This window comes from Pontiella agarivorans (assembly GCF_034531395.1).
GTDB classification, from domain to species: domain Bacteria; phylum Verrucomicrobiota; class Kiritimatiellia; order Kiritimatiellales; family Pontiellaceae; genus Pontiella; species Pontiella agarivorans.
This window is the reverse complement of sequence record NZ_JARVCO010000007.1, coordinates 453,250-479,045: the sequence shown is the minus strand read 5'-3', so window position 1 is coordinate 479,045 and position 25,796 is coordinate 453,250. Positions and strand designations below refer to the sequence as shown.

Genomic DNA, 25,796 nt, shown 5'->3' with positions numbered 1-25,796 from the left:
ACCATTGAGAAAACACCTGTTCAAAACCGCCCTGCTGCTTCTGCCATTGCTGCTGTCTGCCTGTACCAGTCCGCCCGAACAGATCGCAACACTGCCGGATGCGGTTTCCGTCGAGCATATCACCCGCTTTCATCAGGCGCTCTATACCGCTAACGGAAACAGCCGCGGATTCACACACAAAGGCTCCGTTCGCGAACCCGCCTACCAGCATGACTCCGCCCGCGACTACCTGCTTTCAACCTTCCGTGAAATGGGATATAGCGCCTCACTCGACCCGTTCCACTTCACCCGCTTCAACGCCGTCTACACCAACTGCGCCAACGTCGTGGCCATAAAAACCGGAAGCCCGGGCTCCCGCATTCACATTATCGGCGCCCACTACGATACAGTGGATGCAGCGCATGAACCGGTAACCCGCTGCCCCGGAGCTGATGATAACGGAAGCGGAGTCGCCGCCCTGCTTGAAACCGCCCGCGTGATTCAGCACGCTCAATTCCGCGACACCATTATTTTTGTCGCATTCGATGCCGAGGAAAAAGGCGCATACGGCCCCGGACAAAAGGGATCCCCCGGCGCACAGCACTTCCTGAAAACATACACTGCAGATGATCCGTCCACTGCAGCCGACAACAGCTTCCTGCGTTCAGCTATCGCCGGTATGATCAGTGTCGATATGATCGGCTACGATAATGCCGAAACACCGCCCTATGTGGTTATCGGCCGTAAAAACTTCCGGCGTTCGTCCACCGGAAAACACCTCGAAAACGCCATCGAAACCAGCACCGGTCTGATTCCCCGCCAGGCTTTTGGATATAACCAGAGTGATCATATGCCGTTTCACCATGCCGGAATCGATGCCGTTCATCTGGTTGAATACGATTTCCGGCAATACTGGCCCGGAGATGAAGGAACCTTCATTGAAAACCCGTATTACCATACCGACGCCGATTCCATCGACTCTCCGGACTACATCGCCTATCCCTACATTGCGGAAATCACCAAAGCCCTCACCGCTTATCTCTGTGAACAAGCCGTGCTGATTCCATAACAGCGCCCCGGGAGTCCCGAATACAGGACCGCTGTGATGTTCCGCTTCCTGCAAATACAAAAAACGATCCGGATAAATTCCTGCTAAACGGCATTTGTTCCACACGCCTCTTCCTATACGATGCGCCAATGATTTCGCTCGATCCAGTCCCGACGCCGCAGGCCGCCAAGCTGACCGACCGCTTTTTTGAGCCCGGCGGCGTTCTGGAACAGCACTGCGCTGAAGACGGCATTCATTTTGAACTCCGCCCTCAGCAGCAGAAAATGGCCCGGGCCATCGCCGACGCCGGCGGATTCGGGCACCATCTGGCCGTCGAAGCCGGCACGGGCGTCGGTAAAAGTTTCGCCTATCTGGTACCGCAAATTCTTACCGCGCTCGAACATGAAACCCGCTGTGTGATCGCCACCTACACCATCACGCTGCAGGAACAGCTGATGCACAAAGACATCCCCTTCGTGAAACAGGCACTCGGGCGCGACTTCAAGGCCGTCATGGTGAAAGGACGCTCCAACTATCTCTGTCTGCTGCGGCTTCAACGCGCCCGCCGGACCAGCGGCGATCTGTTTGACGCCACCCGCGAATCCCAGCTCGACAACATCTATGCCCTCGCTCAGGCCCGCAAACTCGGCGACGGCTCCTATCAGGAGCTCGACGATCAACCCGACCACGAAGTCTGGGGAACCATCTGTGCCGAAACCGGAAACTGCACCGGAAAACGCTGTCCCTTCTATAAAGACTGCTACTACATCAATGCGCGCCAGCAGATGATCGATGCTCAGGTACTGATCGTAAACCACTCCCTCTTTTTTTCCGAACTCGCCCTGCGGGCCGAAGGCGCCGCCATGCTTCCGCCTTACGGATATGTGGTTTTCGATGAAGCCCACCAGATGGAACAGGTGGCCTCATCGCATCTCGGCATCCGGCTCTCGCTCTATCAGATCGAATACTGGCTCAACCGCATCCACAGCGAAAAACGGCGCGGTATTTTATCGGTGCTCAAAGATGGCAAAGGCACCTTCATGGCCGATCAGGTGCGCACATCCGCCGAGCAGTTTTTTGAAGCCGTAAAAACCCATTTCAAGCTCGGCCCGAAAAAAAACCAGCAGCGCGTATTTGAACCGCCGCCGATTGAAACCGACCTGCCGCTGAAAATCTCCAATCTCTGTATCCACCTCAAAGTGGCCACACAAACCACCGACAACGAGGATCTGCAGTCCGAAATAAAATCGCTCCGCAATCGGGGTCTCGAACTCCGCGACACCATTGAATCCTTTTTAAAGCAATCGCTTCAGGGCCACGTCTACTGGACCGAAATTCAGGGGCGCCGCCGTCTGCCGGTACTCCATTCCGCTCCGGTCGATGTCGGCCCCATCCTTCGCGAAACGCTGTTTGAGAAAATCCCGTGCGTTATCATGACCAGCGCCACACTGGCCGTTGGCAACAGCCTCGAATATTTCCGGCACCGCATCGGGGCCGAAGAGTGCGAAGAACTCCGGGTGGGATCACCATTCGACTATTCCCGGCAGATGCAGATCCAGATTCCTGTCAATATGCCGCCGCCGGCCGCCCCCGATTTTGAAGATAAAGCAGCCGGGGCCATCAAACACTTTGTGGATGAAAGCCGCGGCCGCGCTTTCGTCCTCTTCACCAATGCCCGTTTCATGCGGAAAATCGCTGACGAACTCCGCTTCTGTTTTGAAGAGGACGGCTATGAATTCCTCGTTCAGGGCACCGGCATGCCGCCGAAACGCATGCTTGAAAAGTTCAGAAATCATGAAGCCGCTGTGCTTTTCGGCCTCGACCGCTTCTGGATGGGGGTCGATGTACAGGGCGAAGCGCTCAGCAACGTCATCATCACCCGCCTGCCCTTCGCCGTTCCGGATCACCCGCTGATCGAGGCCCGGTTTGAAGCGATTGAATCGCGCGGCGGAAATCCGTTTAAAGAATATTCCCTGCCCGAAGCCGTCCTGAAATTCCGCCAGGGCGTCGGCCGCCTGATCCGCAGCGGAAACGACTTCGGTACCGTCACCATTCTCGATTCCAGAGTCTGGAAACAGTGGTACGGTCGCCTTTTCCTGGAATCGGTCGAAGAATGTCCCGTGGAACAGGTGGAAATTCCAGACAGCGGAAGTTAGTCATCCAAACGGACATCAATCCGGTAGAGTGCCGCATTGCCGATCCGCTCAACGGTATCGGTATAGCTGTTGACCGGCCAGCGGATTTCCCCGGAGATCAGCTCAAACGGAACATACTGCAGGTGATAGGTCCAGTACACCCGATAGATCCGCCCCGGTAAACCATCCCATTTAATCACCACCGGATTCTCATTCGTAACCGGCAGCGGATAAACCGAAGCAATTGAAAACGTCGACGCCGGATCGGTCGGATCCGATCCCGCGATATATTCCTCCAGATTATTCAATCCGTCACCGTCGGAATCATCTGATATTTCACTGCCGGTAAAGGTCTGGAAAAAACGATTTTCCCAGACATCGGGCAGCCCGTCCTGATCCGCATCCGAAACCGCCCCGCTCGTGATGAGCGAATAGTGCTGTTCCCCGTCCTGCAGTTCGTCGGCATGCGTCACTTCGATGCTATACGTTCCGGACTCTGGAAATTCGATAACGACCTGCTCCACATTATCCACGTGATTTTTCCCGTCGGTTTCCGGCAACGCTTCGGGATCCGCATAACTGAGGCGGAACGGATAATGAACGGTTCCGTCCGGCGCAATGATTTTCAGGTCCAGATCATTCACCAGCATCGACGTCCGGTCATCCAGTGCATCGGAATAACCGCCCGGCGGATCCGTCCAGCAGAGCGTCACTTTGAGCGGTGCAGAGCCGTCAGCAAAAATACGAAAAATATCCGTTTCGCCGGAACGGAGCCGCTCCTCCTTAATGGCAATCCGGTTTCCGGCAAACAGATCGTCCATCTGCTGCGCCGTTCGGCGGGTATTCATAAGCCCCCACCCGAACTGATAGTCCGGCCCCGGGCGGCCCAAATCATCGGCCGTGTGAATAATCAATGCCTTGAGTGTGCTCGCCCGCATCGCCTGCTCCGGAAAAAGATGGTCGTAATAATCAACCAGCAGCGCCGCCGACCCGGATGCATTCGGGCAGGCCATACTGGTTCCGCTTCGGACGGCATACGCATTTGTTGAAGTTGAATTGCACGAAAACAGCTCCATCCCGTTTGCCACAATATCCGGTTTAATGCGCCCGTCGTCCGCCGGCCCCCAGCTGGAAAATTCTGTAAGAGCGGCCTTTGACAGACTTCGCGATCCATCCACCACCGCATCCGTCACCGCATCCGTCACCGCACCGACCGTCATAATATTCTTGGCATTTCCATAGTATGGAATGGTGTCGTAGCCGCCCTTGGCATCTCCATCGCCCGGCACGTGCACAGCGGAATCATAAATCACATTGGTCCAGGTTTCGCCGTCATCAAGCGTATAATAGACCCGGTCCCCGTCCTGCGGGTTATCATTCCGCTCATTTCCGGCCGCTTTGAAAATGAGGTGATACGGCGCATCGTAAACGATTTCATCCCAATAGCGGACCCAATAGCTGTACTGCCCGAAATAGGGATCGCCCTCTATGCCCTCAATATCGCCCCACCAGTGCCAGCCCGATTCATGCGTGTAGGGATTCGTCCAGTAATACTGCAACCAGCCCGACGAAATACCGTAGGAATGATTGGAGATATACAATCGATTCGTTTCGCCCGGTTCCGCTGCCGCATTTAAAATCATTTCCGCGGTATTTGAATTCCAGTCACAGGAAAAAAGCTCCGCAGCCGGAGCCATGCCTTCCGCCCGCAGATTCACCCCCGCCGCCGCAATGGTTCCGCCGACATGCGAGGCATGATAATGCGCCGCCACCGCATCGCCGACCACCACCCGGCCGGCCAGTTCCTGATGATTGGTCAGCACGAGTCCGCCGTCCCAAATGCCCACCCGAACGCCGGAACCATTCACCCCCAGTTCGTTACGCACCCGATCGGCAGTGGTGGAAACCGCCGCATTTTCATTCTGCGTGGTAAAAATCAAGGGCCGCCCGTTCCGCACTGCCATGATTTCAGAAATCCGCGTCCCGTCATCATGCCGCAGTTCAAGCCCCCGACGCTCCGCCCAGACTTTGGCAACCGCCCGGCTCTGTGCCGCCTGTCGCCTCATTTCATCGGCCCGCTCCGTCCGGCGGGCCGGCCGCTCCGCAAAGGTGCGGTGCGGCTGTGCCGTCGCAACTACCGACCAAAAAAAGCTGATCATCACCGCTCTTGCCAGCATCAGAAAACTGCGCCACCGTGTTTTACCATCCGCCTGCATACCTTTTCCGGGTTACAGATTGATAGACAATGGGATGAAGAAGAATATTCACCCCGTAAAGACGCAAATAAATTGCGGGTTTTATTCGAAGGGTCTCACCACCGCATCATCGAACGGCAGGAAACTGAGCGCATCCGCCTCGAACAGCATATCATCCGTTCGCTCCTCCAGCGGCTGTACAGGACGGACCGGCTGTTTCACGGACTCCGGTTCACTTGCAAAATGAACCGTTGCCGGAGCACTGATCCGCTTCTTTTCAATGATCGGTGTTTTCAATGATTGAAAACCGGCCATCGGCTTCTCGCAGATGAGGAGATCCAGCGGCGGAAATACCCTATCGGATAAGGGCTTCAACCCCCGGAAACCGGTGGATGTAACCGCTGCAGCAACTAGTAAAATAGTATAAACGCGTTTCATGGCTGTAATACGCATTCCAATCCTTGGAAAGCACCCGGAGAAATAGCGTTTTTTATGCCGAAAGTAAAGAAAAGCGTTAATCCGCCAGACGAACATCCACCTGATAAAACACCGGCGAAGTCACGCGCTCCACCAAATCGGTAAAGCTGTCGGCAGGATACGGCAGATCCCCGGAAAGCGATTCATTTCCCGCAAACGGGTCATACAGCAGATTATTGGACAGTTTTACGTTGTAGACCCGCCCCTCGACGGCATTCCAGGTAATCACAAACGGTGCACCTCCGTCAGGCCCCGCCTCCTGCGTCGTAATCGCAAAAACCGATGCCGGATCCGTCGGATCAAAACCCGAAATATATTCCGTCAGATTATCCGCCCCGTCACCGTCGCTATCCAGCGAAGCCAGTGCACCGGTCGTACTGCCGAAATACTGCATTTCCCAGAAATCCGGAATACTGTCGGTGTCGGAATCGGAGGAAATCCCCGACACAAGCATCGAATAACGCTGGCTGTCACCTGCAAGCTCAGAACCTTTAAACGAAACTTCAACGGTGTAATTCCCCGGTATTGAACTATCAATCAGCACCTGTTCCACATTATCGATATCGTTGTCTCCGGTGGTTGCGGCAGCTTCGGGAACCGAATAACTGAGAACAAACGGGTAATAGGTCCCGCCCGGTCCCGTAACACGGAGATCCAGATCATTCACCAGCACCTTCGTTCTGCTGTCGGATGTACTCTGTGTTGGCCCTGCAGGATCCGTCCAACAAATGGTAATGCGTAAGGGCTCATTTCCTGATGCAGCAACTGTGAAGGTATCAACCGTATTGGTCGTTTCGTGAAGAAGCCCCTCCTTGAGCCTTTGCACACTGCCTCCGGCATAATCTTTCAATAAGTCAGCCGCTGCTTTGGTATTCATCAGCCCCCAGCCATAGGAATAGTCAGGCCCGGCATTCCCGAGATCATCCGCTGTGTGAATGATTAATCCTTTTAGCGTACTGGCACGCATCGCACCGTCAGGGGGAAACAATTCCTTATAATATTCCACCAGCAGTGCTGCAGATCCACAGGCATTCGGAGATGACATGCTTGTTCCACTGGAGTGAGTATAGTCTGAATTATTGTCGTCATCGCAGGAGTAAAGATTTACGCCATTCGCAACAATATCCGGCTTAATACGCCCATCATCAGCAGGCCCCCAGCTTGAAAAGGCCGACATGCCAGCCCTTGACACATTCCGGCCTCCCCCCGAAACAGCATCACTAACCGCTCCAACCGTCATCACATTCTTTCCGATGGCATTATCCGAAATCGTATCGTAGCCATCTTTGTATTTGCCATCCCCCTCATGCGATCCATCGCCAGCGTCGTTCCGGTCATTTCCCGCCGACCAGAAAGGGAGAAAATATTGTGCATTGTAAACCATGATATCTGTTGAACGAGCATTGGAATTATACTTCCCGAAATCTTCAAACCCATAAAACGTACCATCCTCCCAGCCGGTAAAATAACCATAGGAATGATTAGAGAGATAGATCTTTGCTGACTGCTGCCCCGGTGCGGATGCCGCCTCGGTGGTCATTTCAGAGATGTCGCTCGTCCAGTCATGAGAATAAATCATGGCAGCCGGAGCCATGCCCTTGGCTGAGGATGTCACTCCTGAGGCTGCAATTGTTCCGCCGACGTGCGTTGCATGCCAATGCGATGCAACCGCATCTTTATCCGTGACCCGGGTCCCGAACTCACGATGGGTTGTCAAAACTTCACCGCCGTCCCATACTCCGACGATAACACCATCTCCATCCAGATTATAAGGGCTGACATCCCGGATGAGGTTCGCTCCCGTAGAAATTGCGGCATTAGCATTATGCGTTTTAATATAAACGGGTTTTCCGTCCCTAACAGCCACCAGCTCGGCAAGTGTACGCCCATCATCAATCCGAACAGGCATATGGTTGACTGCTGCCCACTCTTCAGCCTTTATTTTGTCGACCGTGGATTCCAGCCACATCCAATCAGAATCAGCCTTTCTTAACTCCGGCTTTACTTCATAAGTGGAAACAAGCTGGGCCCCGGTATTGAGTACCGGAAAAGCAATTAGCAGGATTAAACTGACCTTATAAACTCGCATGTTCCTATTACTACCTTCGTCGCAACAGGAACACCATTACAAAAGAATAAGACTTTTCTAACTGTCCCGGAGACTCGCCCCGAGCTGTTTACAGAGGAAATCGGTCAGCTTCTGGTGCACTTTATTAACCTTTTTATCGGTCAGCGTCTGTTTGGCAGAACGGTAGACAAAGTTATAGGCTAGGCTCTTTTTGCCTTTTTCGATCCCTTTGCCCTGATAGACATCGAACAATGCAAATGATTCCAGATCCTTCGGATTCGCCTTGCCGATCAGTTTGACAACTTCTTCATGTGTGACGGCTTCATCGAGCACCAGCGCAATATCGCGACTCATCGACGGGAACTGCGCAAGCTCCTCGGTTTTGCGGATTTTAAATGCATTTTTAAGCAGGGCTTCCAGTTCAATTTCAGCCGCTGCCACCGGACCGGTTAAACGCCATTCATCGCGCACCTTTTTATTCACCAGTCCCATTTTGCCGGCGGCTTCGCCGTTGATCAGCACAGTGACCGACTTTCCGGCTTCGAACTCGGGGAAATCCTGAACGCTGAACGAAACCGTCAGATTCTGAGCGGCTGAAAGCTGCTCAATAAGCCCTTTCATCCAGACATACATCTCTTCGTCCTTAACGGACGCCTGCTTGTTCAGCAGACTGCGGCCGACGGGGCCCATCATGCCCAGCGAAACCATTTCGGTCTGAACCGGAGCTTCATTAACGCGTTTGAACGTGCGGCCCAGCTCATAGAAACAGGCTTCGTTCACCTGGCGTGAAAGATTGCGTCCCAGACTTTCAACCAGCTGAGGAATCAGCGAGGTGCGCATCACCGACTGATCCATCGAGATCGGATGCGGCAGCTCTTCACGCTCGCCTTTATTATCCGGATCGAAAAGATCCAGCAGCGGCGTACTCACCAGCGTGTAGTTCATAATTTCGCTGACGCCCAGCCCCTGCAGGCGGTTCCGCAGTCTGGAAACCGCGCGGACACGCGAATCATCGGCTTCCGGAACCACTTTAGCCAGCGGAGTTTTGGCCGGAATATTGTCCACACCGTGAATCCGGGCAATTTCTTCCACCAGATCCACTTCCCGTTCCAGATCGAGGCGGAAGCTCGGCACGACAGCCACCGCTGTTTCCCCGTTATCCTCTTCCAGTCCGATTTCCAGAGTCTGGAAAATACCCCGCATTTTTTCGGCCGGAATTTCGGCCCCGATCATATTTTCGATCCGCTTGAAACTGAACGGGATTCGGATGGTGTCCTTGGGTTGCGGATAAAGGTCCACCACGCCGGAACAGCATTTTGCGCCGGCCAGCTCGCACATCAGCGCCGCGGCACGCTGCGATGCATATTCAACGGATTCGGTATTTACGCCCCGCTGAAAACGGTAGGAAGAATCGGTGCTCAGCCCCAGCTGTTTGGCCGTGTGACGGACCGTTGAGGTCTCAAATGCTGCGGCTTCGAGCAGAATCGTTGTGGTTGAATCGGTAATCTCGGAATCAGCACCGCCCATCACCCCGGCGACGGCCGACGCTTTTTCGGCATCGGCAATCACCAGCATCTCTTCGGTCAGTTCCCGTTCCTGACCGTCCAGCGTCTGCATTTTTTCGCCGGCGTCGGCTGTGCGGACCAGAATCTGCTTTCCGGCCACCGTAGCCGCATCAAAGGCATGCAGCGGATGGCCGGTTTCGAGCATCACATAATTGGTAATATCGACGACATTGCTGATCGGGCGGATGCCGGCCGCCTCGAGACGCTCCTGCATCCAGGCGGGCGACGGTCCGATTTTTGCGTCCTTCAGCACCCGTGCCGTGTAGCGCGGGCATTTTTTATCGTCATCAACCCGGACAGAAATTTCCTCGTTCACATCATTTCCGGTTTCGGAAATTCCAAAGTCCGGCAGTTTCAGCTCGGTACCGTAGAGCGTAGCCATTTCGCGCGCCACACCGATCATCGAAAGCCAGTCCGGCCGGTTCGGGGTCACTTCAAGTTCAATCACGGTTTCGGGTTCACCCCAGACGTCCACAAACGGAGTCCCCGGTTTGAGGCCGGAATCCAGAACCAGCAGACCGGAATGGTCCTCGCCCAGATCGAGCTCATCTTTCGCACAGAGCATTCCCATGGAAACGACGCCGCGGATTTTCGCCTTTTTCAGCGTGAACCCGCCGGGCAGTGTGGTACCGACCGGTGCAAAAGGATATTTTCCGCCGACTTCCACATTCGGCGCACCGCAGACCACCTGCATATGTTCATCGGAGCCATAGTCCACCGTACAGAGCCGCAGCTTGTCGGCATTCGGGTGCGGTTCGATATTCAGAATTTCGCCGACCACCACGCCCTCGAAATCGGATCCGATGGTTTCAATGGCTTCCACTTCCAGCCCTGCAAAGGTGAGCTTGTCCGACAAACCTTCAATGGAATCTTCAAAATCTACATATTCTTTCAGCCAGCTGACCGGTACTTTCATAAAACTGCTCCGATTGGGAAAAATGAGCGGAATTTATAGCCTTTGCGCCCTACCGGCTCAAGTCATTCGTGCACCCGTCTGGAAATCTGCAGACACAAATATCTAACAAACCAGAGGAAAGGGGGTCCGTACTAACCAAACCCCGGTTCACAGACAAAACCCACGACATAAAGGAGAGAGCAATGAAAACCTGTATGATACTTGCTGCCGCAGCGGCACTTGCACTGAGCACACCCGCCGAAATATTCACTCTGGATACCGGCCACGCCGAAATCGGTTTTTCTGTTAAACATATGATGGTGAGCAATACCAAGGGCTCTTTCAACACCTTCGAAGGCACCGTGGATTTTGATCTGGAATCCAATACGCTCAAAGCGATTGAAGGAACGATTCAGGCGGCCAGCATTGATACCAACAACGAAAAACGCGACGAACATCTGCGGGCGGAAGATTTTTTCAACGTGGAAAAATATCCGACCATTACCTTTAAAAGTACCACGGTGAAAAAGCAGGACGCCTCAACCTATGAAGTAACCGGCATCCTCAACATGCTCGGCAAATACCAAACCGTTGTGCTGCCCGTGACCGTTAACGGGCCATTGGATGATCCGCGCGGAAAGAAGCGCATGGGCATCGAATCCGAAACCGTCCTCAATCGCCGCGAACTGGGCCTGACCAGCTCTCCGGCAGCGGTTATCGGTGACGAGGTTAAAATCAGTATTTCCATGGAAGCCACCATGTAAAACCCATTTCCCGATGCGTTCAAAGGGCCGCCTTCATTCGAGGGCGGCTTTTTCATTTTGAACATTTTCCCCTCGAAAAGTTCCAACCATTGGAAACCCCGGAGAACCGATGAAATCGTTGTTTTTGATTCCTCTCGCACTCAGTACAGCAAGCGCCTTGGCCGGCAGCCTCGTTTTCCAAAGTCCGGCGTACCGGGTAAGCCTGATCGAACTGTACACCTCGGAAGGCTGCTGCAGCTGCCCGCCGGCCGAGCAAAAAATGAACAGTTTTGCCGGACACCAGGGGCTGTGGAACGATTTTGTTCCCGTGGCCTTTCACGTCGACTACTGGAATTATCTCGGCTGGGAGGACCGGTTTTCCAATCCCGATTTCTCCACCCGCCAGCGCACCTATTCCAAACAGTGGAAAGCCCGCACCGTCTATACCCCCTGCTTTGTGACTAACGGCAACGCGACACGTCATCCGATTCCGAAAGCCGGAAAAACAAACCCCGGAATACTTAAAGCCGAATTAAGCGGAAGAATGCTGTCCATTACATTTAAACCCACAAAAAAACACAGCGGCCTCAAAGCCTGGGCGGCACCGCTCAGCGATAGACAGACCACGGCGGTACAATCCGGTGAAAACCGGGGGCGTACCCTCGAACACTGCTTCGTGGCTCTCGATCTCAACGAAACCGCCATGACCCGGACCAATGATATCTGGACGGCCGAACTGCGACTCAACAACGCCGCCTCCGCCCTCGCCGTCTGGGTTTCCAGCGACCGCTCCCTCGAACCCATACAGGCCACCGGCGGATGGTTGGAACCATAAAATCAGGGCCATTCACTCCGTTCACTTCCGACACTCCGAACCCGATACACTGCTCCGTAGCTATTGCCGGAACCAGTCTGGAGAGTGCCCTGGCCCTTGACCGGAGCAGATATCCGCAGCGAATTTTTGAAATATAAGGCCCCATTATCCGGACACAAAAAAACCGCCCCCGGTGTAGGAGCGGTTTTCCAAACTCTGGAAGAGTCGGACTATCGGGCATAGAATTCGACGACAAGCGAGATTTCGCAGGTCACCGGAATTTCTTCCATAGAAGGCAGTCGGTTCAGTTCAGCCGTAAGCTCTTTGTCATTGGCCGTAATGTATTCCGGCGTCTTGGCAACCTGCTGTGCCAGAACGAAAGCATCCAAATCTTTGGATTTTTCGCGGACCGTGATCTTGTCGCCGATACGAAGGCTGAAGGAAGGAATGTTTACTTTCTTTCCGTTCACACAGAAGTGAGCGTGGGAAACCATCTGACGGGCCTGATAGATGGAACGGGCCATACCGGCTCGCAGAACAACAACATCCAGACGGCTTTCCAGCATCTGCATCATTACTTCACCGGCATTGCCCGGTTTACGGGTTGCTTTATCGTACACTCCGCGAAGCTGTTTTTCGCTCAGGTTGTACTGGTAACGCAGACGCTGTTTTTCCGTCAGCTGGCGACCGTAGTCGGACTGTTTTCCGCGACGGCGGTTCGGACCGTGCTGACCCGGCACATTCGGGCGACGCTCCAGATATTTTTCAGATTTCGGGGACAACGCGATGCCGAGGCGGCGCGCTTTCTTGATTTTCGGTCCATTGTATTTCATGCTTATTCCTTTCTCTTCCCGATGCATCCCTGCAAATTAAGCCGGTTTTCCGGCCGCCCTTCGGAGTTTTCGAGTCTGGGCGCTCGCCCCGCACCGCGCGGTATTTGTTCCTTTGGCGAAGATCCTTCGGTCAGGATTCCGTTTTACGGGAAAACAGGCGGGCATTTATACAGGATCGCACTTTCCGGTCAACCCCGTTTACTGCAAAGTTTCAGACCTGTTTCAGCAACCGTCCATCAAACTCAAACGACTGCAGTGCACCGTTTTTCCACTATTGGAAGATTTGCTTTCCTCAAGTCCGGGCCTATGCTCCCGGGCCCATGAAAAAATCGTTTGCCCAAATCCCGTTCAATCCCGCTCACTGGCCGTTTTTCTATGGCTGGGCGATTCTCTTCTGGGGCATTATCGGCGTAATCCTCAGTGTTCCCGGCCAGACTACCGGGGTATCCGCATTCATTGAGCCGCTGATTCACGACCTGAATATCGGCCGCCTGGAACTCACCATTGCCTATGGCATCGGAACCTTTTCCAGTTCATTCCTCATTACCCCGGCCGGCAAACTGTTCGACCGCATCGGCGCACGCTGGATGGGCTTCGGCTCCTGTCTTATCCTGGGTCTGGTCCTGCTTGCCCTCAGCCAGACCGGTCGGATGGCCCGGCTGATCGAGCCGGTCCTGCCCGGGCGAGGCGGACTGATGGCCCTGCTCTCTCTGCTGTTCTTTGCGCTCCGACTCAGTGGCCAGGGCATACTGACGATGTCATCGCGTAATATGATCATGAAATGGTTCGATCATCACCGCGGACTCGCCAGCGGCATCAGTGGTGCAGCAGTCGCCTTCGGCTTCTCTTATTCCCCCACCATTTTCAGCAGCATAATTAACGAACGCGGCTGGTCCGGCACCTGGTTTCTGCTGGGGATGCTGCTGATTCTGCTCTTTTCGCCGCTGCTGCTCATCTTTTTCCGCGATGCCCCCGAGCCGTTCGGCCTCAGTCCGGATGGACGGATTAGAAATGCCAAGACCCGCAGAGAAACACTGCGGCGTCAGTTCACCCTCCCCGAAGCCCGCCGCACGCTGCCTTTCTGGGCCTTCACGCTGACCATGTCACTCCAGGCGCTTATCATCACAGCCAACACCTTCCATGTGGAATCCATTTTTTCCCATGCCGGCATGGACGGTTCAAAAGGCTTCGCCATTTTTCCGCCAATCGCCTATATCTCCATCGTCATCACCCTGCTCGGCGGCTGGCTGAGCGACCGCATTGAACTGCGCTGGCTGCTGTTGACCATGCTCACCGCCATGGCCGTTAATCTGCTCGGATTTTCCCTCCTCGCCCCCGGCTGGCCGGTCGCCTGCCTTGTTCTCGGCGGCGGGGTCGCCAACGGCCTGTTCGGCATCCTGATGAGTGTCACGTGGCCGCGCTATTTCGGCCGCGAACACCTCGGCGCCATCAGCGGACTCTGCATGACGTTTATGGTCATCTTCAGCGCGCTCGGCCCTGCGATCTATAGCGGCGTTCTTAAATTCACCCTCAGTTATGCCCCCGCCAATTGGGCCTGTCTCGCGGTAACGCTGGGCATTCTCGCCATCGCTGCACACACAAAAAATCCGCAAAAGAAAGGGTGACGTATCCCGCAAACCCGCTATCCTTTTTTTCTGAAACCAAAATTATGAAAGGTGAATCATGAAAACATTTGGACTCGCTTTAATGGCCGCCGCATTTGTCTGCAGCAGCGGCTTTCTGAAAAAGAGTGAAGACGGTAGTTATGCGGTGGATACTTCCGGCATCGAAAAAAAGGCTGATGAAGTTGCGGCAGCAGCCTCGGCGAAGGCCGAAGAAATGACCGGACAGGCTGAAAACCTTTCGGCTAAAGCCATTGAAAAAATCAAGGAACAGGCTGCAAAACTGGGCGTTTCTAAAGAAGAAGTGCTGGCCGACCTGCAGAAGCCACTTGAAGAAATCAAAACCAAAGTCGCGGCCATGGATCCCGCAAAACTCACGGCTTATCTCGGGCAGTACGCTTCGGTTTTCGCCGATGCCCAGACCAACGTCACCGAATACACCCAGCAGGTGAAAGATCTTAACTGGATCCAGAAATTCACCACAAAAGGCAAAGAGCTCAAGACGCAGCTGGAACAGTACACCACGCAGTTTAACGGCCTGAAAGAACAAGCCGGCGTCTACCTCGAAAAACTGAAAGGTTACGGACTCGATCCGGCTGCGCTGGGCATCGATCTATCCGCCTACGGTTTATAAATTAAAACCGAAACGGCAGACAGGCGTTCCAGAGATTGGAACGCCTTTTTTTGTATCACATGCGTGTGACGAGATCTTCGGTATTTTCCGGTTCGTCCAAAGGTTTTCTGCGGTCGAGCAGATCGATGCTTTTCCACCGTCCGGAGTGAAAACGCAGGAAAAAGCCGACGCCGAGAATAAAGACATAAAGCAAGGTACACGCCCAGCTGGTGTAGATACTCAGCCTCAGCCAGACGACAATAATCAGCTGGCCCGGCACCAGAACGCCCCAGGCGACGGCAGATTGGAAATACATCACAAAATGGGTATCGCCCGCTCCCTTCAGGGCCCCCGAAAGAATCAAAGCAATCGCATCGGACATCCCCCAGACCGCCAGCATAACCATTAAAATCCGTACGGTGTAAAGCAGCTCTTCATAGGAGACCGTCGCGGCGGACTGCCCATTGAAAATATTGATGTAAAATTCAGGAAACAGAACAAACGTAAGTCCCGTCACAGCCACATAACCCATGCCGATCTTCATGGCCAGCCAGCCGACTTTTTCCGCATTTTCCGGCTCGTTTCGTCCGAGATACTGCCCCACCAGAATCGAAGCCGCAATGCCCATACCGATCATCGGCATAAATGCCACCAGATTGATGCTCAGTGCAATATTGCTGGCAATATGGGCAATAGCACCCAGACGGCCGACCAGCAACACAAACACGGTGAATGCCGCCACATCCAGAAACCAGTGCACGCCCGACGGAAACCCGAAGCGCAGCATCCGCTTAAACAGCCAGCCGTCAAATCGCAGATTTTTCCAGGTCTGGAATTCGCGGTTTACCCGGCCGCTGAAATAGATCACCGAAAAAATCAGCGGACACAGCCAGGAACCGATCACCGTCGCCCAGCCCGCACCGGCAATTCCAAGCTCAGGAAAAGGGCCGGCACCGAATATCAGAACATAGTTCAGAACCACATTCACCCCGTTGGCCACGATATTGGTACTCATCACCACAAACGTTTTCCCCCGGCCGGAGAAAAAACCGCTCAGCGCCGAACTCATGGTCATACCGCCGCCGCACCACATGAGGATCCTGAAATAGTCCTCCTCCATGGCCAGAATGGCCGGCCCATGCCCGCTGATACGCAGACAGAAAAGCCCGAACGGAACCAGCAGCATAATCAGCGGGACCGACAGCACGGAAAAAATAATGCCCTGCGCCGTCGCTCTCGAACACCCCGCATGATCCCCGGCCCCGTACATCTGTGCCACAAACGTACTGACATAACCGGATAGCGCCATAAATCCGCAAACCAGCGTGAAAAACAGAATTCCCGCCGGCAGCGAGGCCCGGAATTCGGCGTCGCCATAATTGGAAAGAAACAGCCGATCACTGAAATTGAGCACCGCAAACGATGCCGAGTTTACAATCATCGGCCAGGCGATATTCATCAGCTCCCGCCAACCCCCGAAGGGCCGCGCATCTGTTCCGGAGGAATTCATAGAGCGCGGAATCTACGCCGCCCCATCCATGAATTAAATCCTTTATTACGAAAAACCCGGCGACGGCACCCTCAATTTTATATTTCATCTAAACAGCCCTGATTGCAGGCGGAAATGTTAGCGCCGCCTCCGAAAACCGGAGGATTTATAAATGCGGTTTAACATACCATTTTACCCGCAAACCGAACCGTAACCATCCCTCCACAACCCTAACCGCTCGGTTACGCCCAAAAAACATAATGCTTACATGCATTTAATCGACCCGCTCCATCTTCGGCGCCTCACAACAAAACCACACGGTTCACGATTCACTGAAGAAAGGAAAATGACATGAAAAAACAATTCATCACCATGGCTGTTTTTGCGGCCGGCATTGCACACGCAGGTCCGTTCTCCCCGGACTGGATCGACGACAGCGGGTCTGTTTATGCCGAATGGAGCAACTGGAATTATTATAATCCGGGAACAGTTTCCGCCGCAGATGAATTCGGCGCATATGACTACGAGACCGGAATCCGGACCGATACCGTCGGCTCATTCGGAGAAGCGGATATTCTGTCCAATGCCGCGGGCGGCCCGCTTTCCGGCCATGATTATCTGGATCTCTGGGGAACTTCGGATTCACTCTCTTTCTGGATGCCGACGTTCAGCGGTTTCGAAACCACCGAAGTTGTCATTCAGCTGTCCTACTGGGACGATGAATCGGATGACAGCTGGCGCGCCGGTTTCGACCTGATGCCGCAGCTCAGCGATACCTCCGAAGGACACATCGTCAATGTCACTTCGGATGAATACCACGATCTGAACAGCGAACTGATTACGGAAGCCTGGAGTTTCACCGTCAGCGGCAGTACCGACGGGTTCTTTGCCGACTTCGCCTATGCCGACGACAACACCTTTATCGATTCCGTATCCATCGACGCTGTTTCCTATGCCGTCGTTCCGGAACCGGCATCCGTGATTTCCATGATTTTCGGCGGGGTGATCCTGGCCTGTACACGCAGAAGGCTCCGGAGATAACCCGGCGCCAATCAGCTCATTAATCATTAACAACCAAGGAGTATCAAAATGAAATCCATGTTCATCAAAGGCGCGGCAGCCGGCTGCGCACTCGCAACCCTCTTCACGGCGGCATCCGTCGATGCCCGCCCCTCCCGCGCAAGCAACGGAGCCAAATATGTCTTTTTCTTCCTGGGCGACGGCATGGCCAGCGTTCAGATGCAGGCGGCCGAAGCCTACAAAGCCAGCTTGATGGAAGGCGGGGAAGATGATCCGACCAACCTGAAGGCCGGCACCCTGAATATGAACCTGTTGCCGATTTCCGGCATGGCCACAACCTATTCGGATACCCGCCTGATTACGGATTCCGCCGCCGGTACGGCCTTTGCCTGCGGTGTAAAAACCGCCGCCGGTATCATCGGCCTGAACACCGACAGAAATATCGCCTACAAAAGTGTGGCCGAACTGGCCCACGAACAGGGGAAATCCGTCGGCATCATTTCCAGCGTATCGCTGCCGCATGCCACCCCGGCCTCGTATTATGCCAAAGTAAACAGCCGCAACAACTACACCGAAATCGGTTATCAGGCCGCCCTGAGCGGATTCGAGTTCTTCGGTGGCGGACAATTCCGTTACATGAGCAGCACGGACAACGCCGGCGGCATCGCTGTAAGTGAAGCGTTTGCTAACAACGACTACACGTTTGTGAGCAGCATCGAAGATCTGGAACATGTTTCCGGAAAAGTGGTTTGCTCTGTGGCCACCTCCTACGATTCCAATGCCATGCCGTACCACATGGATTCACCGCCGGAAAACTTCACGCTGGCCGAAGTTACCGCGGCGGCGATCAACCGACTGCAGAATGACCCGGACGGCTTCTTCATTTCGGTTGAAGGCGGAAAGATCGACTGGGCCGGCCACGCCAACGATGCCAAAGCAAACATCACCGACACCATCGCCTTCGACGATGCCGTCGGCGAAGCGCTCGCGTTCTACAATGAGCATCCGGCCGAAACCCTGATCGTCGTAACCGGTGACCATGAAACCGGGGGTATGAGCATCGGGTATACCGGAACAAAATACGAAACGGCGTTCGAAACGCTCGAAGCCCAGACCATCTCTTACGATCTGTTCAACCGCCAGATCATGGGCGACTACAAAAGCAGCCACACCTGGGTCGATGCCGAAACCAGCAACATCGACGCCGATATGATGGACATCATCTCCAACTGTTTCGGTCTCGTCTGGACGGATCTCTCGGAATATCAGCAGGAGCAGCTCGAAGCCGCCTACGACCGGGAACTCGGCGGCGTGAAAGCGGACAGCCGCGCCAGTGGATATGACCTCAATGGGTACACCGATGTGGACTACACCATTTACGGCGGCTATAAAGCCATTGCCGTCACCTGCACCCACATCCTGAATCAGGAATCCGGCCTGTATTGGGCCTCGACTTCACATACTGCAGTTCCGGTTCCGGTTCCGGTGATGGCCGTCGGCTTCGATGCCTACCGCTTCAACGGCTTCTACGACAACACCGACATTGCCAAATTCCTGGGCCAGGCCATGCGCACACCGGCCCTCCCGGTCCAGGATCCGGATTATACCGGCGGAGGCCTTGCCTACTAAACCGCCGTCCGTAATTCCGTCTCAATCAGGCAGGGTGCCGACGGCACCCTGCCCTTTTTACATTTCCAACCGCTGGAAAATTATGAAATTTAAAAATCCATCCACGCAGAAAGACCTGATCATTATCCTTTTTTTCACCCTCCTGTGCCTGATCCTCACCCAGATTAAAACCGGGTTTGAATACAATGGAAAAACAGAACGTGAAATCTACCGCCACCGGGGCGTCGTGCTTGCAACCGATAACGCAGACATCGAAGTGTTCGGCGTGGTTCATACCGGGTTCCAGCACCTGGAAGTCCGGCTGCTGGGCGGTCCGCACAATGGTCAGATCATCGAAGTCCAGAACCAGCTCTTCGGTGTGCTGGAACGGGATGAAGTCTACGCAGACGGCGACGAACTGCTCGTGCAGTATTTTCTGAACCCCGACCAAACCCCGGGCCTCGGCACCGCACGCGGCCACTATCGCATCCATCTGGAAATTACCCTGATTTCCCTCTTTGCTCTGGCATTAATTGCCGTGGCAGGCCTCACCGGATTCAAAGCCATTCTCTCTTTTGCTTTCGCCACACTCATGATCTGGAAAATCATGCTGCCGATGTTTCTTAAAGGTTTTGATCCCATCTGGGTTGCGCTCGGCGTGGTCGCCGGGCTGACCGCCTCCATCAGCTTTCTGGTCGGCGGACTCACCCGAAAAGGATTTGTCACCTTTGCCGGCGCCTTTCTCGGCCTGGCGCTCACCGCCGGTTTAGCCGTGGTGTTCGGCCGTCTTTTTCACATTCACGGCGCGGTGCGCCCCTATGCGGAAAACCTGCTGCACGGCGGATTCGCACACCTGCAGCTCACGCCTATTTTCATCGCCGGTATTTTCCTCGCCGCATCCGGAGCCGTCATGGACCTGGCCATGGATATCGCCGCATCGATGGAAGAGGTGAAACGGAAACATCCCGAAATTCACGTTATCGAACACATCCGTTCCGGCCTGCGGGTCGGCCGCTCCGTGATCGGCACCATGACCACCACACTTTTGCTGGCCTATTCGAGTTCCTACATATTCATGTTCATGCTTTTCATCAGCCAGGACATCCCGCCCATCCAGATTTTCAACCTCAACTATGTCGCAGCCGAAGTACTGAATACCATGGTCGGCAGCTTCGGCCTCGTCACTGTCGCTCCGTTCACCGCGCTTATCGGCGGATTGGTGATGCGCAGAAATTGACGTTCGGACAAACGATCTCCAAAATGCGGTTTCGAATGTTGGAGACCGGCTTACATGGGCAGAAAAGAGCAGCAGAAGAACAATAGCGATTTCGAACTTTCCATCACAAGAGAGCTCAAGCAGCGCGGAAATCCGTTCCTGCGGCCAATCTTTGCCGTCGCGGCTATCGGTGCACTTTTCATGATTCTCGCCTCGATCCTGAACATGGCGGCGGAGCCCGGAACGGACGCCGCCGAAACGCCGCCTGTTTTCCGGGCATTGGAAGAAAACCATCTGACCGCACACGGCGAATGCATCTGTATTAAATGCACGCTCGGACTCAGCGACCAGCATCACCGTGCGATCCGTTACCACAGCGACGGCAACGAGGAAAAGGTGATCCTGCTCCGGTACAATCCAAACCTGAACATGAACCTCGACTATTTCTGCAACGGCCCCACGCCCGTTTTAGTGGAAGGCACTGTTCTGATCACAAACGGCCTGCACTTCCTGTCCGCCCAGGCATTTAAAGCATTTCCCGAAGAACGGAAATAAATGCGATAAAAACTGTCACGTTTCCGATTCTGACGCCAATAATGGGCATATGAGAGACGATGACATGCTGAATTTTGATCATCTCGTCCGCGAGCACCATGCCGGGCTCCGGGCCTTTATCCGTGCACTGGGCGTAGATGAAGCCTGGGTGGATGATATGGCGCAGGAGGTGTTTATTGTGGCCTTCAGGAAACAGGCTGAATTCCGGAAGACAGAGGATTTCGGGAAATGGCTGCGCGGCATTGCCCGGCGGCAGGTGATGGGTGAGCGGACGAAAACCGCCCGGCGACACCGTATTATGCATGAGGGTATCACCGATGTGCTGCTGAGCCTCGGCATTGAAAAACATGAACCCGAACCGAATCGCGAACGCGTGGTTAACACCATGAAAAACTGTGTCGGGAAACTGGGCGAACCCCAACGTGAGTTGCTACGCTGCCGATACGAAGAGGGGCGGCAGTGCAAAGAACTGGCTGCTGAATTTTCCTCCTCGGCAGCGGCCATACGCAAACAGCTGCAACGCATCCGAACGGCCGTTCGAAAATGTATGAAACAAGCTGTCGGAGATCCCGCATGACAGCACGATACCAGGAACTGCTCTCCCTCTATCTGGATGGAGACCCCGCGGAAAACGAATTGCATGAACTCGCGGAACTGCTGAAATCGGACCGGGAACTGGCCGGGAAATTCCGACAGGAACTGCTGATCTGGGAAACCTGGTCGCAGGAACATGCGCCGGAACGCTCGGCAACAGCTTTTCTGGCCGGACTTCACACCCGCCTGCGGGCAGAGAACGATGCATCAGCATTTGAATCATCCGTGACCTCCCAGTTAAAAGAACATAAATCCCGAATCCGGTGGAAGCCGCTGCTCGCCATAGCCGCCGTTGCAGTGATCCTGCTTTCCCTGGGCTATTTTATCAGTCCGTCCGATATCGATACCGGACTGGTCTCCACCGCGGAAGCCGCACATGTGCATATTCAGGGAAAATGTGTCTGTATGCACTGTACACTCAAGCGCGAAGGCCGCTGCAGACAGGCGGTCCGCTTTAAGGATGACAACGGCGAGGAACAGATTATTCCGCTGCAACAAGATCCTCACCTGCGGAAATACAGCAAACATTTCTGCAAACTGGCTTCGCAGGTAGACATCGAAGGCAGCATCATACAGGAGAATGGTGAGCGCGTACTGGTGGCAACGGCCATCCGTATTGATGATGAAAAAATTATGTGAAAAAAGTAAGGTCGGATGTCACATTCCGAACATTGGAAACAATTAAAATCGGTAACTAACCCAAAGGAGTAAACCCATGAAAAAAGTAATGACCGTTGCAGTACTCACATTAATGATGGCCGGAAGTTCCGCATTTGCCTGTTCCGGCTGCGGCTGCTCAGCAAAAAAAGCCGAAAAAGCCAAAACGGAATGCAAAGCCTGCGATAAAGACAAAGCGTGCAAGGCCTGTGATGCCAAAGCCAAAAAGGCTGAAAAGAAAGCCGCCTGCGACAAGAAATAAGCCGGATTTAAGGCCAGGCCGGGCTCCCCTCTCCGAGGGGGGTCTTTTTTAGTGCCCGGCCCGATTCAAATGACCATTTGAAATAAATAAATGAATTGGTTGACAATAAATCCGCACCTCCATACGTTGCATTCCCTCAATTCAAATGGATATTTGAAAATGGAACATGTCAAAACAACCAAAGAGCGTCTGATCGAAGCGGCCGCGCCGATTTTTGCAGAAAAAGGCTATCGCGAAACCACCGTGGCCGAAATCTCTGACGCGGCGGAGGCGAACATTGCAGCCGTGAACTATCATTTCGGCGATAAGGCCCAGCTCTATTCCGAAGTCTGGAATTACCTGGTCAGCGTCGCCCGCTCCGAATTTCCGTACCCGGATGACCACACGGAAGTGGGAGCGGAACGCTGGCTGTGCCTGTTCCTCCGCTCGCGGCTTGAATGTATTTTTTCAAAAGGAACCGCCGGTTTATGCCCCATGCTGATCCACAGGGAAATGAATGAGTTCACCCCGAAACATGATGAATTGTTAGCAACCTATCTGAAGCCGAATCACGATCGGGTTCGGGCGGCCATTCGCGATTTTATCGAACACGAGATCGGCGAAATTCAGCTGGATCTGCTTACTCAGAACTTTATGGGGGTACATATCTCGATCAATGCCGGTTACCAGAAATACAGAAATGATCCCCACCGGCTGCACCGCTTTTCCCGCTTCCAGAACATCACTCCTTTAATTACACAAATCGAGGCCTTTGCCATCGGCGGCCTCAGAGAAGTTAAAAAGAGCCTGAATTCATGAAACAGATACTATCCGTAATAACCGCGTCCTCCGCACTGCTGCTCACCTCCTGTATTTCGCTGGAACCGCAGCGTGACGATACCCTGCTCGAAGAACAAACGCCTGCGCAGTTCAAAAACCCTTCCGGCCAGGCGGAATTACAGACCAAATGGTGGGAATCTTTCGGTTCCGAGCAGCTCAACCGGCTCATGAACGAAGCCTTTGCCGGAAACCTCAGTCTCGAACAGGCCTACGCCCGCCTCGAACAGGCGGCGGCAACCGCCGTGAAAAGCGGGGCGGCCGGAAAAATCCAGCTCAATGGCAGCGCATCGGCCTCCTCGGGTTATAACTCAAACTTCAACGACACCAATGCCAGCCGGACGACTCCTGATTATTCCATGGGGCTGTATGCCAGCTATGAGCTCGACCTCTGGGGACGGCTGAAGTCCACCGAACGCGCATCGCTTGCCGATTTCGAAGCCACAAAATTCGACCTGCAGTCTGCCGGCATGAGTCTTTCGGCCGAACTCGCCACCGCCTATTTCACCTGGCTGGCGCAACATGAAATTCTGGCGCTCTACGAAAGCCAGCTGAAATCCAACCGCAACAAACTCGAAGCCATTGAACGCCGTTACAAAACCGGTCAGTCCACACTGCTGGACGTCCTGCAGCAGCGGCAGCTGGTGGCTTCTTCCGAGGCCAAAATCCCGCCGGCCCGCGCCCTTATCCAGACCTCGGAAAATCAGATTGCCGTTCTCATCGGAAAAATTCCGGGAACCGACCTTCGACTGGAAGCCGAAGAGCTGCCGGCCCTCCCTCCCCAACCGGCAGCCGGGCTTCCAGTCAACCTTCTCGAAAACCGGCCCGACATTCAGACGGCACGGCTGCAGCTTGAATCTTCCGACTGGTCCATCGGCGCGGCCCGGGCGGCGCGCCTGCCCACCCTTTCGCTGACCGGTAACATCACCACGGGCGGGGAAGATGTAGAGGATCTGTTCGATGACTGGGCCTCTAACCTTGCCGCAAGTCTTCTGGCTCCGCTGTTGGATGGCGGCTCCCGGAAAGCAGAAGTGGAGCGGGTCGAAGCGGTATCCCGCGAACGCATTGCCGCCTATCGTCTTGCCGTTCTCGAAGCCGTTCAGGAAACCGAAAATGCACTCTCCGATGAACAGCATCAGGCCGCCTATGTGGAAGCTATTGCCAAACAGTATGCTGCCGCAAAAAAAAGCGAGACGGAATCAATCCGCCGCTATCAGCGCGGCGTCCTTCCGTTCCTCGACGCTCTTACCGCAATCGTTTCGCGCGAATCACTTGAGATCACCCACGTGCAGGCCCGGGCCGAACTGCTCGGCGACCGTATACAACTTTACCGCTCCCTCGGGGGCGACTGGACATTCATGCTGGAGGAAAACTAATGAACAATGCATCTCGCCGTACACTTTCAATCCTGATCGGTCTCGTCTTCATCATTGGCGGCCTGTTAATCGCCCGCTACTTTATGACGAATAAACCCGAGGCCCAACGCCGACGCGCCATGTCCTCCATGGTTCCGGTGGTCGAAACCGTCTCCATGAAAACCGCAGCGCACATTCACACCGTGGAATGCCTCGGCACCGTCACCGCCGAAAAATCTGCCGATCTCCGGCCTGAAGTCAGCGGCCGGATCATCGCCGTCAATCCCGGCCTGGTCGAAGGCGGTCTCGTGAAACAAGGCGATGTACTCGTCGAAATCGACGACGCTGACTATCGTCTTGCTCTCGCCGAGGCCGAGGCGGCCCTGCTCACGGCTCAGAGCAATTACCGCATCGAAGAAGGCCAACAGGATGTCGTCCGCCATGAAATGGAAATGATGGGGACCGACGAGTCCGATGCCTACAGTGACCTCATGTTGCGCGAGCCCCAGCTGAAATCCGCCGAAGCCGCCATCAAAACCGCAGAACTCGCCGTCGAATCCGCGAAACTCGACCTTGAACGAACTAAAATCCACGCGCCATTCGATGCCGTGGTGGTTTCAGAAACCGCCGATGTCGGCGACTATGCTCAATCATCGTCGACGCTGATCGAACTGGCCGCGATCGACCGATTTTTTGTCTACTCTTCGATTCCGTTCAGCTCGCTGACGCCCCTGCCGGAAATCGGGTCAAAGACATATCCCGCCGAACTCACCCTCTCCGACGGCACCACCCGGCTGGCCCAAACCTACAAACTGCTGCCGACCCTCACGGATACCGGCCGCATGGCCCGCATTCTCCTCACAGCGGACCAGCCCTATACCACCGGCGACCGTCCCATGCTTATCAACGAATATGTTCGAATCCGCATTAACGGAGACTCTATTCCCGATTCCATGATGATTCCCCGGAAATACCTCCGCGACGGCAATGTGGTCTGGACCATCGACAGCGAAAATAAACTGCGCATCCTCCAGGCGGAAGTGATCGACGGCTATGCTGATGAAATGCTGATCCGCATCGACGGCCCCGCCGAAATCGAAATCGTCACAACCGAGCTATCTGCCGCCGTTGAAGGCATGCAGTTGCGACGCGACGGCGAACCAATGCCCGAATCTCCGCAACGTACCGGCAAGCCGGAAGGCAAACCGGCCAAATAACCCCCTCCTCCCGTTACATT

Annotated in this window: 22 protein-coding genes; 16 read left to right on the top strand and 6 right to left on the bottom strand. The window is 54.5% G+C overall.

What is annotated here, in order from left to right; genetic code table 11:
* The first annotated feature begins 4 nt into the window (after positions 1–4).
* Together P9H32_RS06975 and P9H32_RS06970 are read left to right on the top strand one after the other, a co-directional pair.
* Positions 5–1,048 (top strand): M28 family metallopeptidase, encoded by a 1,044-nt coding sequence (locus P9H32_RS06975; protein ID WP_322608170.1) that lies wholly within the window; start codon positions 5–7, stop codon positions 1,046–1,048.
* A gap of 128 nt (positions 1,049–1,176) precedes the next feature.
* Complete coding sequence (locus tag P9H32_RS06970) at positions 1,177–3,183, top strand: ATP-dependent DNA helicase (RefSeq protein WP_322608169.1); 2,007 nt, start codon at positions 1,177–1,179, stop codon at positions 3,181–3,183.
* Here the strand turns inward: P9H32_RS06970 and P9H32_RS06965 are convergent.
* The 4 genes from P9H32_RS06965 to pheT form a co-directional block, all read right to left on the bottom strand.
* Entirely contained in the window at positions 3,180–5,321 is a 2,142-nt protein-coding gene (locus P9H32_RS06965; protein WP_322608168.1) for a S8 family serine peptidase, read from the bottom strand. The two genes, P9H32_RS06970 and P9H32_RS06965, sit on opposite strands and share 4 nt — an antisense overlap.
* Positions 5,322–5,459: 138 nt before the next feature.
* Entirely contained in the window at positions 5,460–5,810 is a 351-nt protein-coding gene (locus P9H32_RS06960) for a hypothetical protein (RefSeq protein WP_322608167.1), read from the bottom strand.
* 61 nt (positions 5,811–5,871) lie between these two features.
* Positions 5,872–7,923, bottom strand: a complete 2,052-nt coding sequence (locus tag P9H32_RS06955; protein WP_322608166.1) for a S8 family serine peptidase — start codon at positions 7,921–7,923, stop codon at positions 5,872–5,874.
* 57 nt (positions 7,924–7,980) lie between these two features.
* Positions 7,981–10,383 (bottom strand): phenylalanine--tRNA ligase subunit beta, encoded by a 2,403-nt coding sequence (pheT, locus tag P9H32_RS06950; RefSeq protein ID WP_322608165.1) that lies wholly within the window; start codon positions 10,381–10,383, stop codon positions 7,981–7,983.
* Positions 10,384–10,565: 182 nt separating this feature from the next.
* Here pheT and P9H32_RS06945 point away from each other — a divergent pair, with 182 nt between their 5' ends.
* Together P9H32_RS06945 and P9H32_RS06940 are read left to right on the top strand one after the other, a co-directional pair.
* Positions 10,566–11,126, top strand: coding sequence for a YceI family protein (locus tag P9H32_RS06945; protein WP_322608164.1), 561 nt, complete (start codon positions 10,566–10,568; stop codon positions 11,124–11,126).
* Positions 11,127–11,235: 109 nt separating this feature from the next.
* A complete protein-coding gene (locus tag P9H32_RS06940; RefSeq protein WP_322608163.1) occupies positions 11,236–11,940 on the top strand; it encodes a DUF1223 domain-containing protein in 705 nt (234 codons plus the stop codon).
* 209 nt (positions 11,941–12,149) lie between these two features.
* Here the strand turns inward: P9H32_RS06940 and rpsD are convergent, their stop codons facing one another.
* On the bottom strand, positions 12,150–12,752 hold the full coding sequence (gene rpsD / locus P9H32_RS06935; protein ID WP_322608162.1) for a 30S ribosomal protein S4: 603 nt from the start codon (positions 12,750–12,752) through the stop codon (positions 12,150–12,152).
* Positions 12,753–13,072: 320 nt separating this feature from the next.
* Here rpsD and P9H32_RS06930 point away from each other — a divergent pair, with 320 nt between their 5' ends.
* Together P9H32_RS06930 and P9H32_RS06925 are read left to right on the top strand one after the other, a co-directional pair.
* Positions 13,073–14,377 carry an MFS transporter gene (locus P9H32_RS06930; RefSeq protein ID WP_322608161.1) on the top strand — a complete coding sequence of 435 codons (1,305 nt, stop codon included), beginning with the start codon at positions 13,073–13,075 and terminating at the stop codon, positions 14,375–14,377.
* 58 nt (positions 14,378–14,435) lie between these two features.
* Positions 14,436–15,008 (top strand): hypothetical protein, encoded by a 573-nt coding sequence (locus P9H32_RS06925; RefSeq protein ID WP_322608160.1) that lies wholly within the window; start codon positions 14,436–14,438, stop codon positions 15,006–15,008.
* Positions 15,009–15,063: 55 nt separating this feature from the next.
* Here P9H32_RS06925 and P9H32_RS06920 read toward each other — a convergent pair whose 3' ends face one another.
* Entirely contained in the window at positions 15,064–16,446 is a 1,383-nt protein-coding gene (locus P9H32_RS06920) for an MATE family efflux transporter (protein WP_322608159.1), read from the bottom strand.
* A 381-nt stretch (positions 16,447–16,827) separates the two neighbouring features.
* Here P9H32_RS06920 and P9H32_RS06915 point away from each other — a divergent pair, with 381 nt between their 5' ends.
* From P9H32_RS06915 to P9H32_RS06870, 10 genes are all read left to right on the top strand, one after another.
* Positions 16,828–17,517, top strand: a complete 690-nt coding sequence (locus P9H32_RS06915) for a PEP-CTERM sorting domain-containing protein (protein ID WP_322608158.1) — start codon at positions 16,828–16,830, stop codon at positions 17,515–17,517.
* A 48-nt stretch (positions 17,518–17,565) separates the two neighbouring features.
* Positions 17,566–19,125 carry an alkaline phosphatase gene (locus P9H32_RS06910; RefSeq protein ID WP_322608157.1) on the top strand — a complete coding sequence of 520 codons (1,560 nt, stop codon included), beginning with the start codon at positions 17,566–17,568 and terminating at the stop codon, positions 19,123–19,125.
* Between the two features lie 82 nt (positions 19,126–19,207).
* On the top strand, positions 19,208–20,341 hold the full coding sequence (locus P9H32_RS06905; RefSeq protein WP_322608156.1) for a YibE/F family protein: 1,134 nt from the start codon (positions 19,208–19,210) through the stop codon (positions 20,339–20,341).
* Between the two features lie 54 nt (positions 20,342–20,395).
* Positions 20,396–20,875, top strand: coding sequence for a hypothetical protein (locus P9H32_RS06900; RefSeq protein WP_322608155.1), 480 nt, complete (start codon positions 20,396–20,398; stop codon positions 20,873–20,875).
* A 64-nt stretch (positions 20,876–20,939) separates the two neighbouring features.
* Complete coding sequence (locus tag P9H32_RS06895; protein WP_322608154.1) at positions 20,940–21,452, top strand: sigma-70 family RNA polymerase sigma factor; 513 nt, start codon at positions 20,940–20,942, stop codon at positions 21,450–21,452.
* The gene (locus P9H32_RS06890) at positions 21,449–22,108 is read left to right on the top strand and encodes a hypothetical protein (RefSeq protein WP_322608153.1); all 660 of its coding nucleotides are present in this window, start codon (positions 21,449–21,451) and stop codon (positions 22,106–22,108) included. Before P9H32_RS06895 ends, P9H32_RS06890 begins: the two co-directional genes overlap by 4 nt.
* A 76-nt stretch (positions 22,109–22,184) precedes the next feature.
* Entirely contained in the window at positions 22,185–22,388 is a 204-nt protein-coding gene (locus P9H32_RS06885; protein WP_322608152.1) for a hypothetical protein, read from the top strand.
* A gap of 159 nt (positions 22,389–22,547) precedes the next feature.
* Positions 22,548–23,186, top strand: coding sequence for a TetR/AcrR family transcriptional regulator (locus P9H32_RS06880; RefSeq protein ID WP_322608151.1), 639 nt, complete (start codon positions 22,548–22,550; stop codon positions 23,184–23,186).
* Positions 23,183–24,580, top strand: coding sequence for an efflux transporter outer membrane subunit (locus P9H32_RS06875; RefSeq protein ID WP_322608150.1), 1,398 nt, complete (start codon positions 23,183–23,185; stop codon positions 24,578–24,580). The genes P9H32_RS06880 and P9H32_RS06875 overlap by 4 nt, the downstream gene beginning before the upstream one ends.
* Positions 24,580–25,776, top strand: coding sequence for an efflux RND transporter periplasmic adaptor subunit (locus P9H32_RS06870; protein ID WP_322608149.1), 1,197 nt, complete (start codon positions 24,580–24,582; stop codon positions 25,774–25,776). Before P9H32_RS06875 ends, P9H32_RS06870 begins: the two co-directional genes overlap by 1 nt.
* Positions 25,777–25,796: the final 20 nt, after the last annotated feature.

Excerpts from the sequence above, each read along its gene's own strand:
- rpsD (WP_322608162.1), bottom strand. The coding sequence starts at position 12,752 with ATGAAATACAATGGACCGAAAATCAAGAAAGCGCGCCGCCTCGGCATC.
- P9H32_RS06965 (WP_322608168.1), bottom strand. The coding sequence starts at position 5,321 with ATGATCAGCTTTTTTTGGTCGGTAGTTGCGACGGCACAGCCGCACCGC.
- P9H32_RS06880 (WP_322608151.1), top strand. The coding sequence starts at position 22,548 with ATGGAACATGTCAAAACAACCAAAGAGCGTCTGATCGAAGCGGCCGCG.
- P9H32_RS06870 (WP_322608149.1), top strand. The coding sequence starts at position 24,580 with ATGAACAATGCATCTCGCCGTACACTTTCAATCCTGATCGGTCTCGTC.
- P9H32_RS06875 (WP_322608150.1), top strand. The coding sequence starts at position 23,183 with ATGAAACAGATACTATCCGTAATAACCGCGTCCTCCGCACTGCTGCTC.
- P9H32_RS06940 (WP_322608163.1), top strand. The coding sequence starts at position 11,236 with ATGAAATCGTTGTTTTTGATTCCTCTCGCACTCAGTACAGCAAGCGCC.
- P9H32_RS06890 (WP_322608153.1), top strand. The coding sequence starts at position 21,449 with ATGACAGCACGATACCAGGAACTGCTCTCCCTCTATCTGGATGGAGAC.
- P9H32_RS06910 (WP_322608157.1), top strand. The coding sequence starts at position 17,566 with ATGAAATCCATGTTCATCAAAGGCGCGGCAGCCGGCTGCGCACTCGCA.
- P9H32_RS06930 (WP_322608161.1), top strand. The coding sequence starts at position 13,073 with ATGAAAAAATCGTTTGCCCAAATCCCGTTCAATCCCGCTCACTGGCCG.
- P9H32_RS06915 (WP_322608158.1), top strand. The coding sequence starts at position 16,828 with ATGAAAAAACAATTCATCACCATGGCTGTTTTTGCGGCCGGCATTGCA.
- P9H32_RS06885 (WP_322608152.1), top strand. The coding sequence starts at position 22,185 with ATGAAAAAAGTAATGACCGTTGCAGTACTCACATTAATGATGGCCGGA.
- P9H32_RS06960 (WP_322608167.1), bottom strand. The coding sequence starts at position 5,810 with ATGCGTATTACAGCCATGAAACGCGTTTATACTATTTTACTAGTTGCT.
- P9H32_RS06900 (WP_322608155.1), top strand. The coding sequence starts at position 20,396 with ATGGGCAGAAAAGAGCAGCAGAAGAACAATAGCGATTTCGAACTTTCC.
- P9H32_RS06955 (WP_322608166.1), bottom strand. The coding sequence starts at position 7,923 with ATGCGAGTTTATAAGGTCAGTTTAATCCTGCTAATTGCTTTTCCGGTA.
- P9H32_RS06895 (WP_322608154.1), top strand. The coding sequence starts at position 20,940 with ATGCTGAATTTTGATCATCTCGTCCGCGAGCACCATGCCGGGCTCCGG.
- P9H32_RS06925 (WP_322608160.1), top strand. The coding sequence starts at position 14,436 with ATGAAAACATTTGGACTCGCTTTAATGGCCGCCGCATTTGTCTGCAGC.
- P9H32_RS06920 (WP_322608159.1), bottom strand. The coding sequence starts at position 16,446 with ATGAATATCGCCTGGCCGATGATTGTAAACTCGGCATCGTTTGCGGTG.
- pheT (WP_322608165.1), bottom strand. The coding sequence starts at position 10,383 with ATGAAAGTACCGGTCAGCTGGCTGAAAGAATATGTAGATTTTGAAGAT.
- P9H32_RS06905 (WP_322608156.1), top strand. The coding sequence starts at position 19,208 with ATGAAATTTAAAAATCCATCCACGCAGAAAGACCTGATCATTATCCTT.
- P9H32_RS06945 (WP_322608164.1), top strand. The coding sequence starts at position 10,566 with ATGAAAACCTGTATGATACTTGCTGCCGCAGCGGCACTTGCACTGAGC.
- P9H32_RS06970 (WP_322608169.1), top strand. The coding sequence starts at position 1,177 with ATGATTTCGCTCGATCCAGTCCCGACGCCGCAGGCCGCCAAGCTGACC.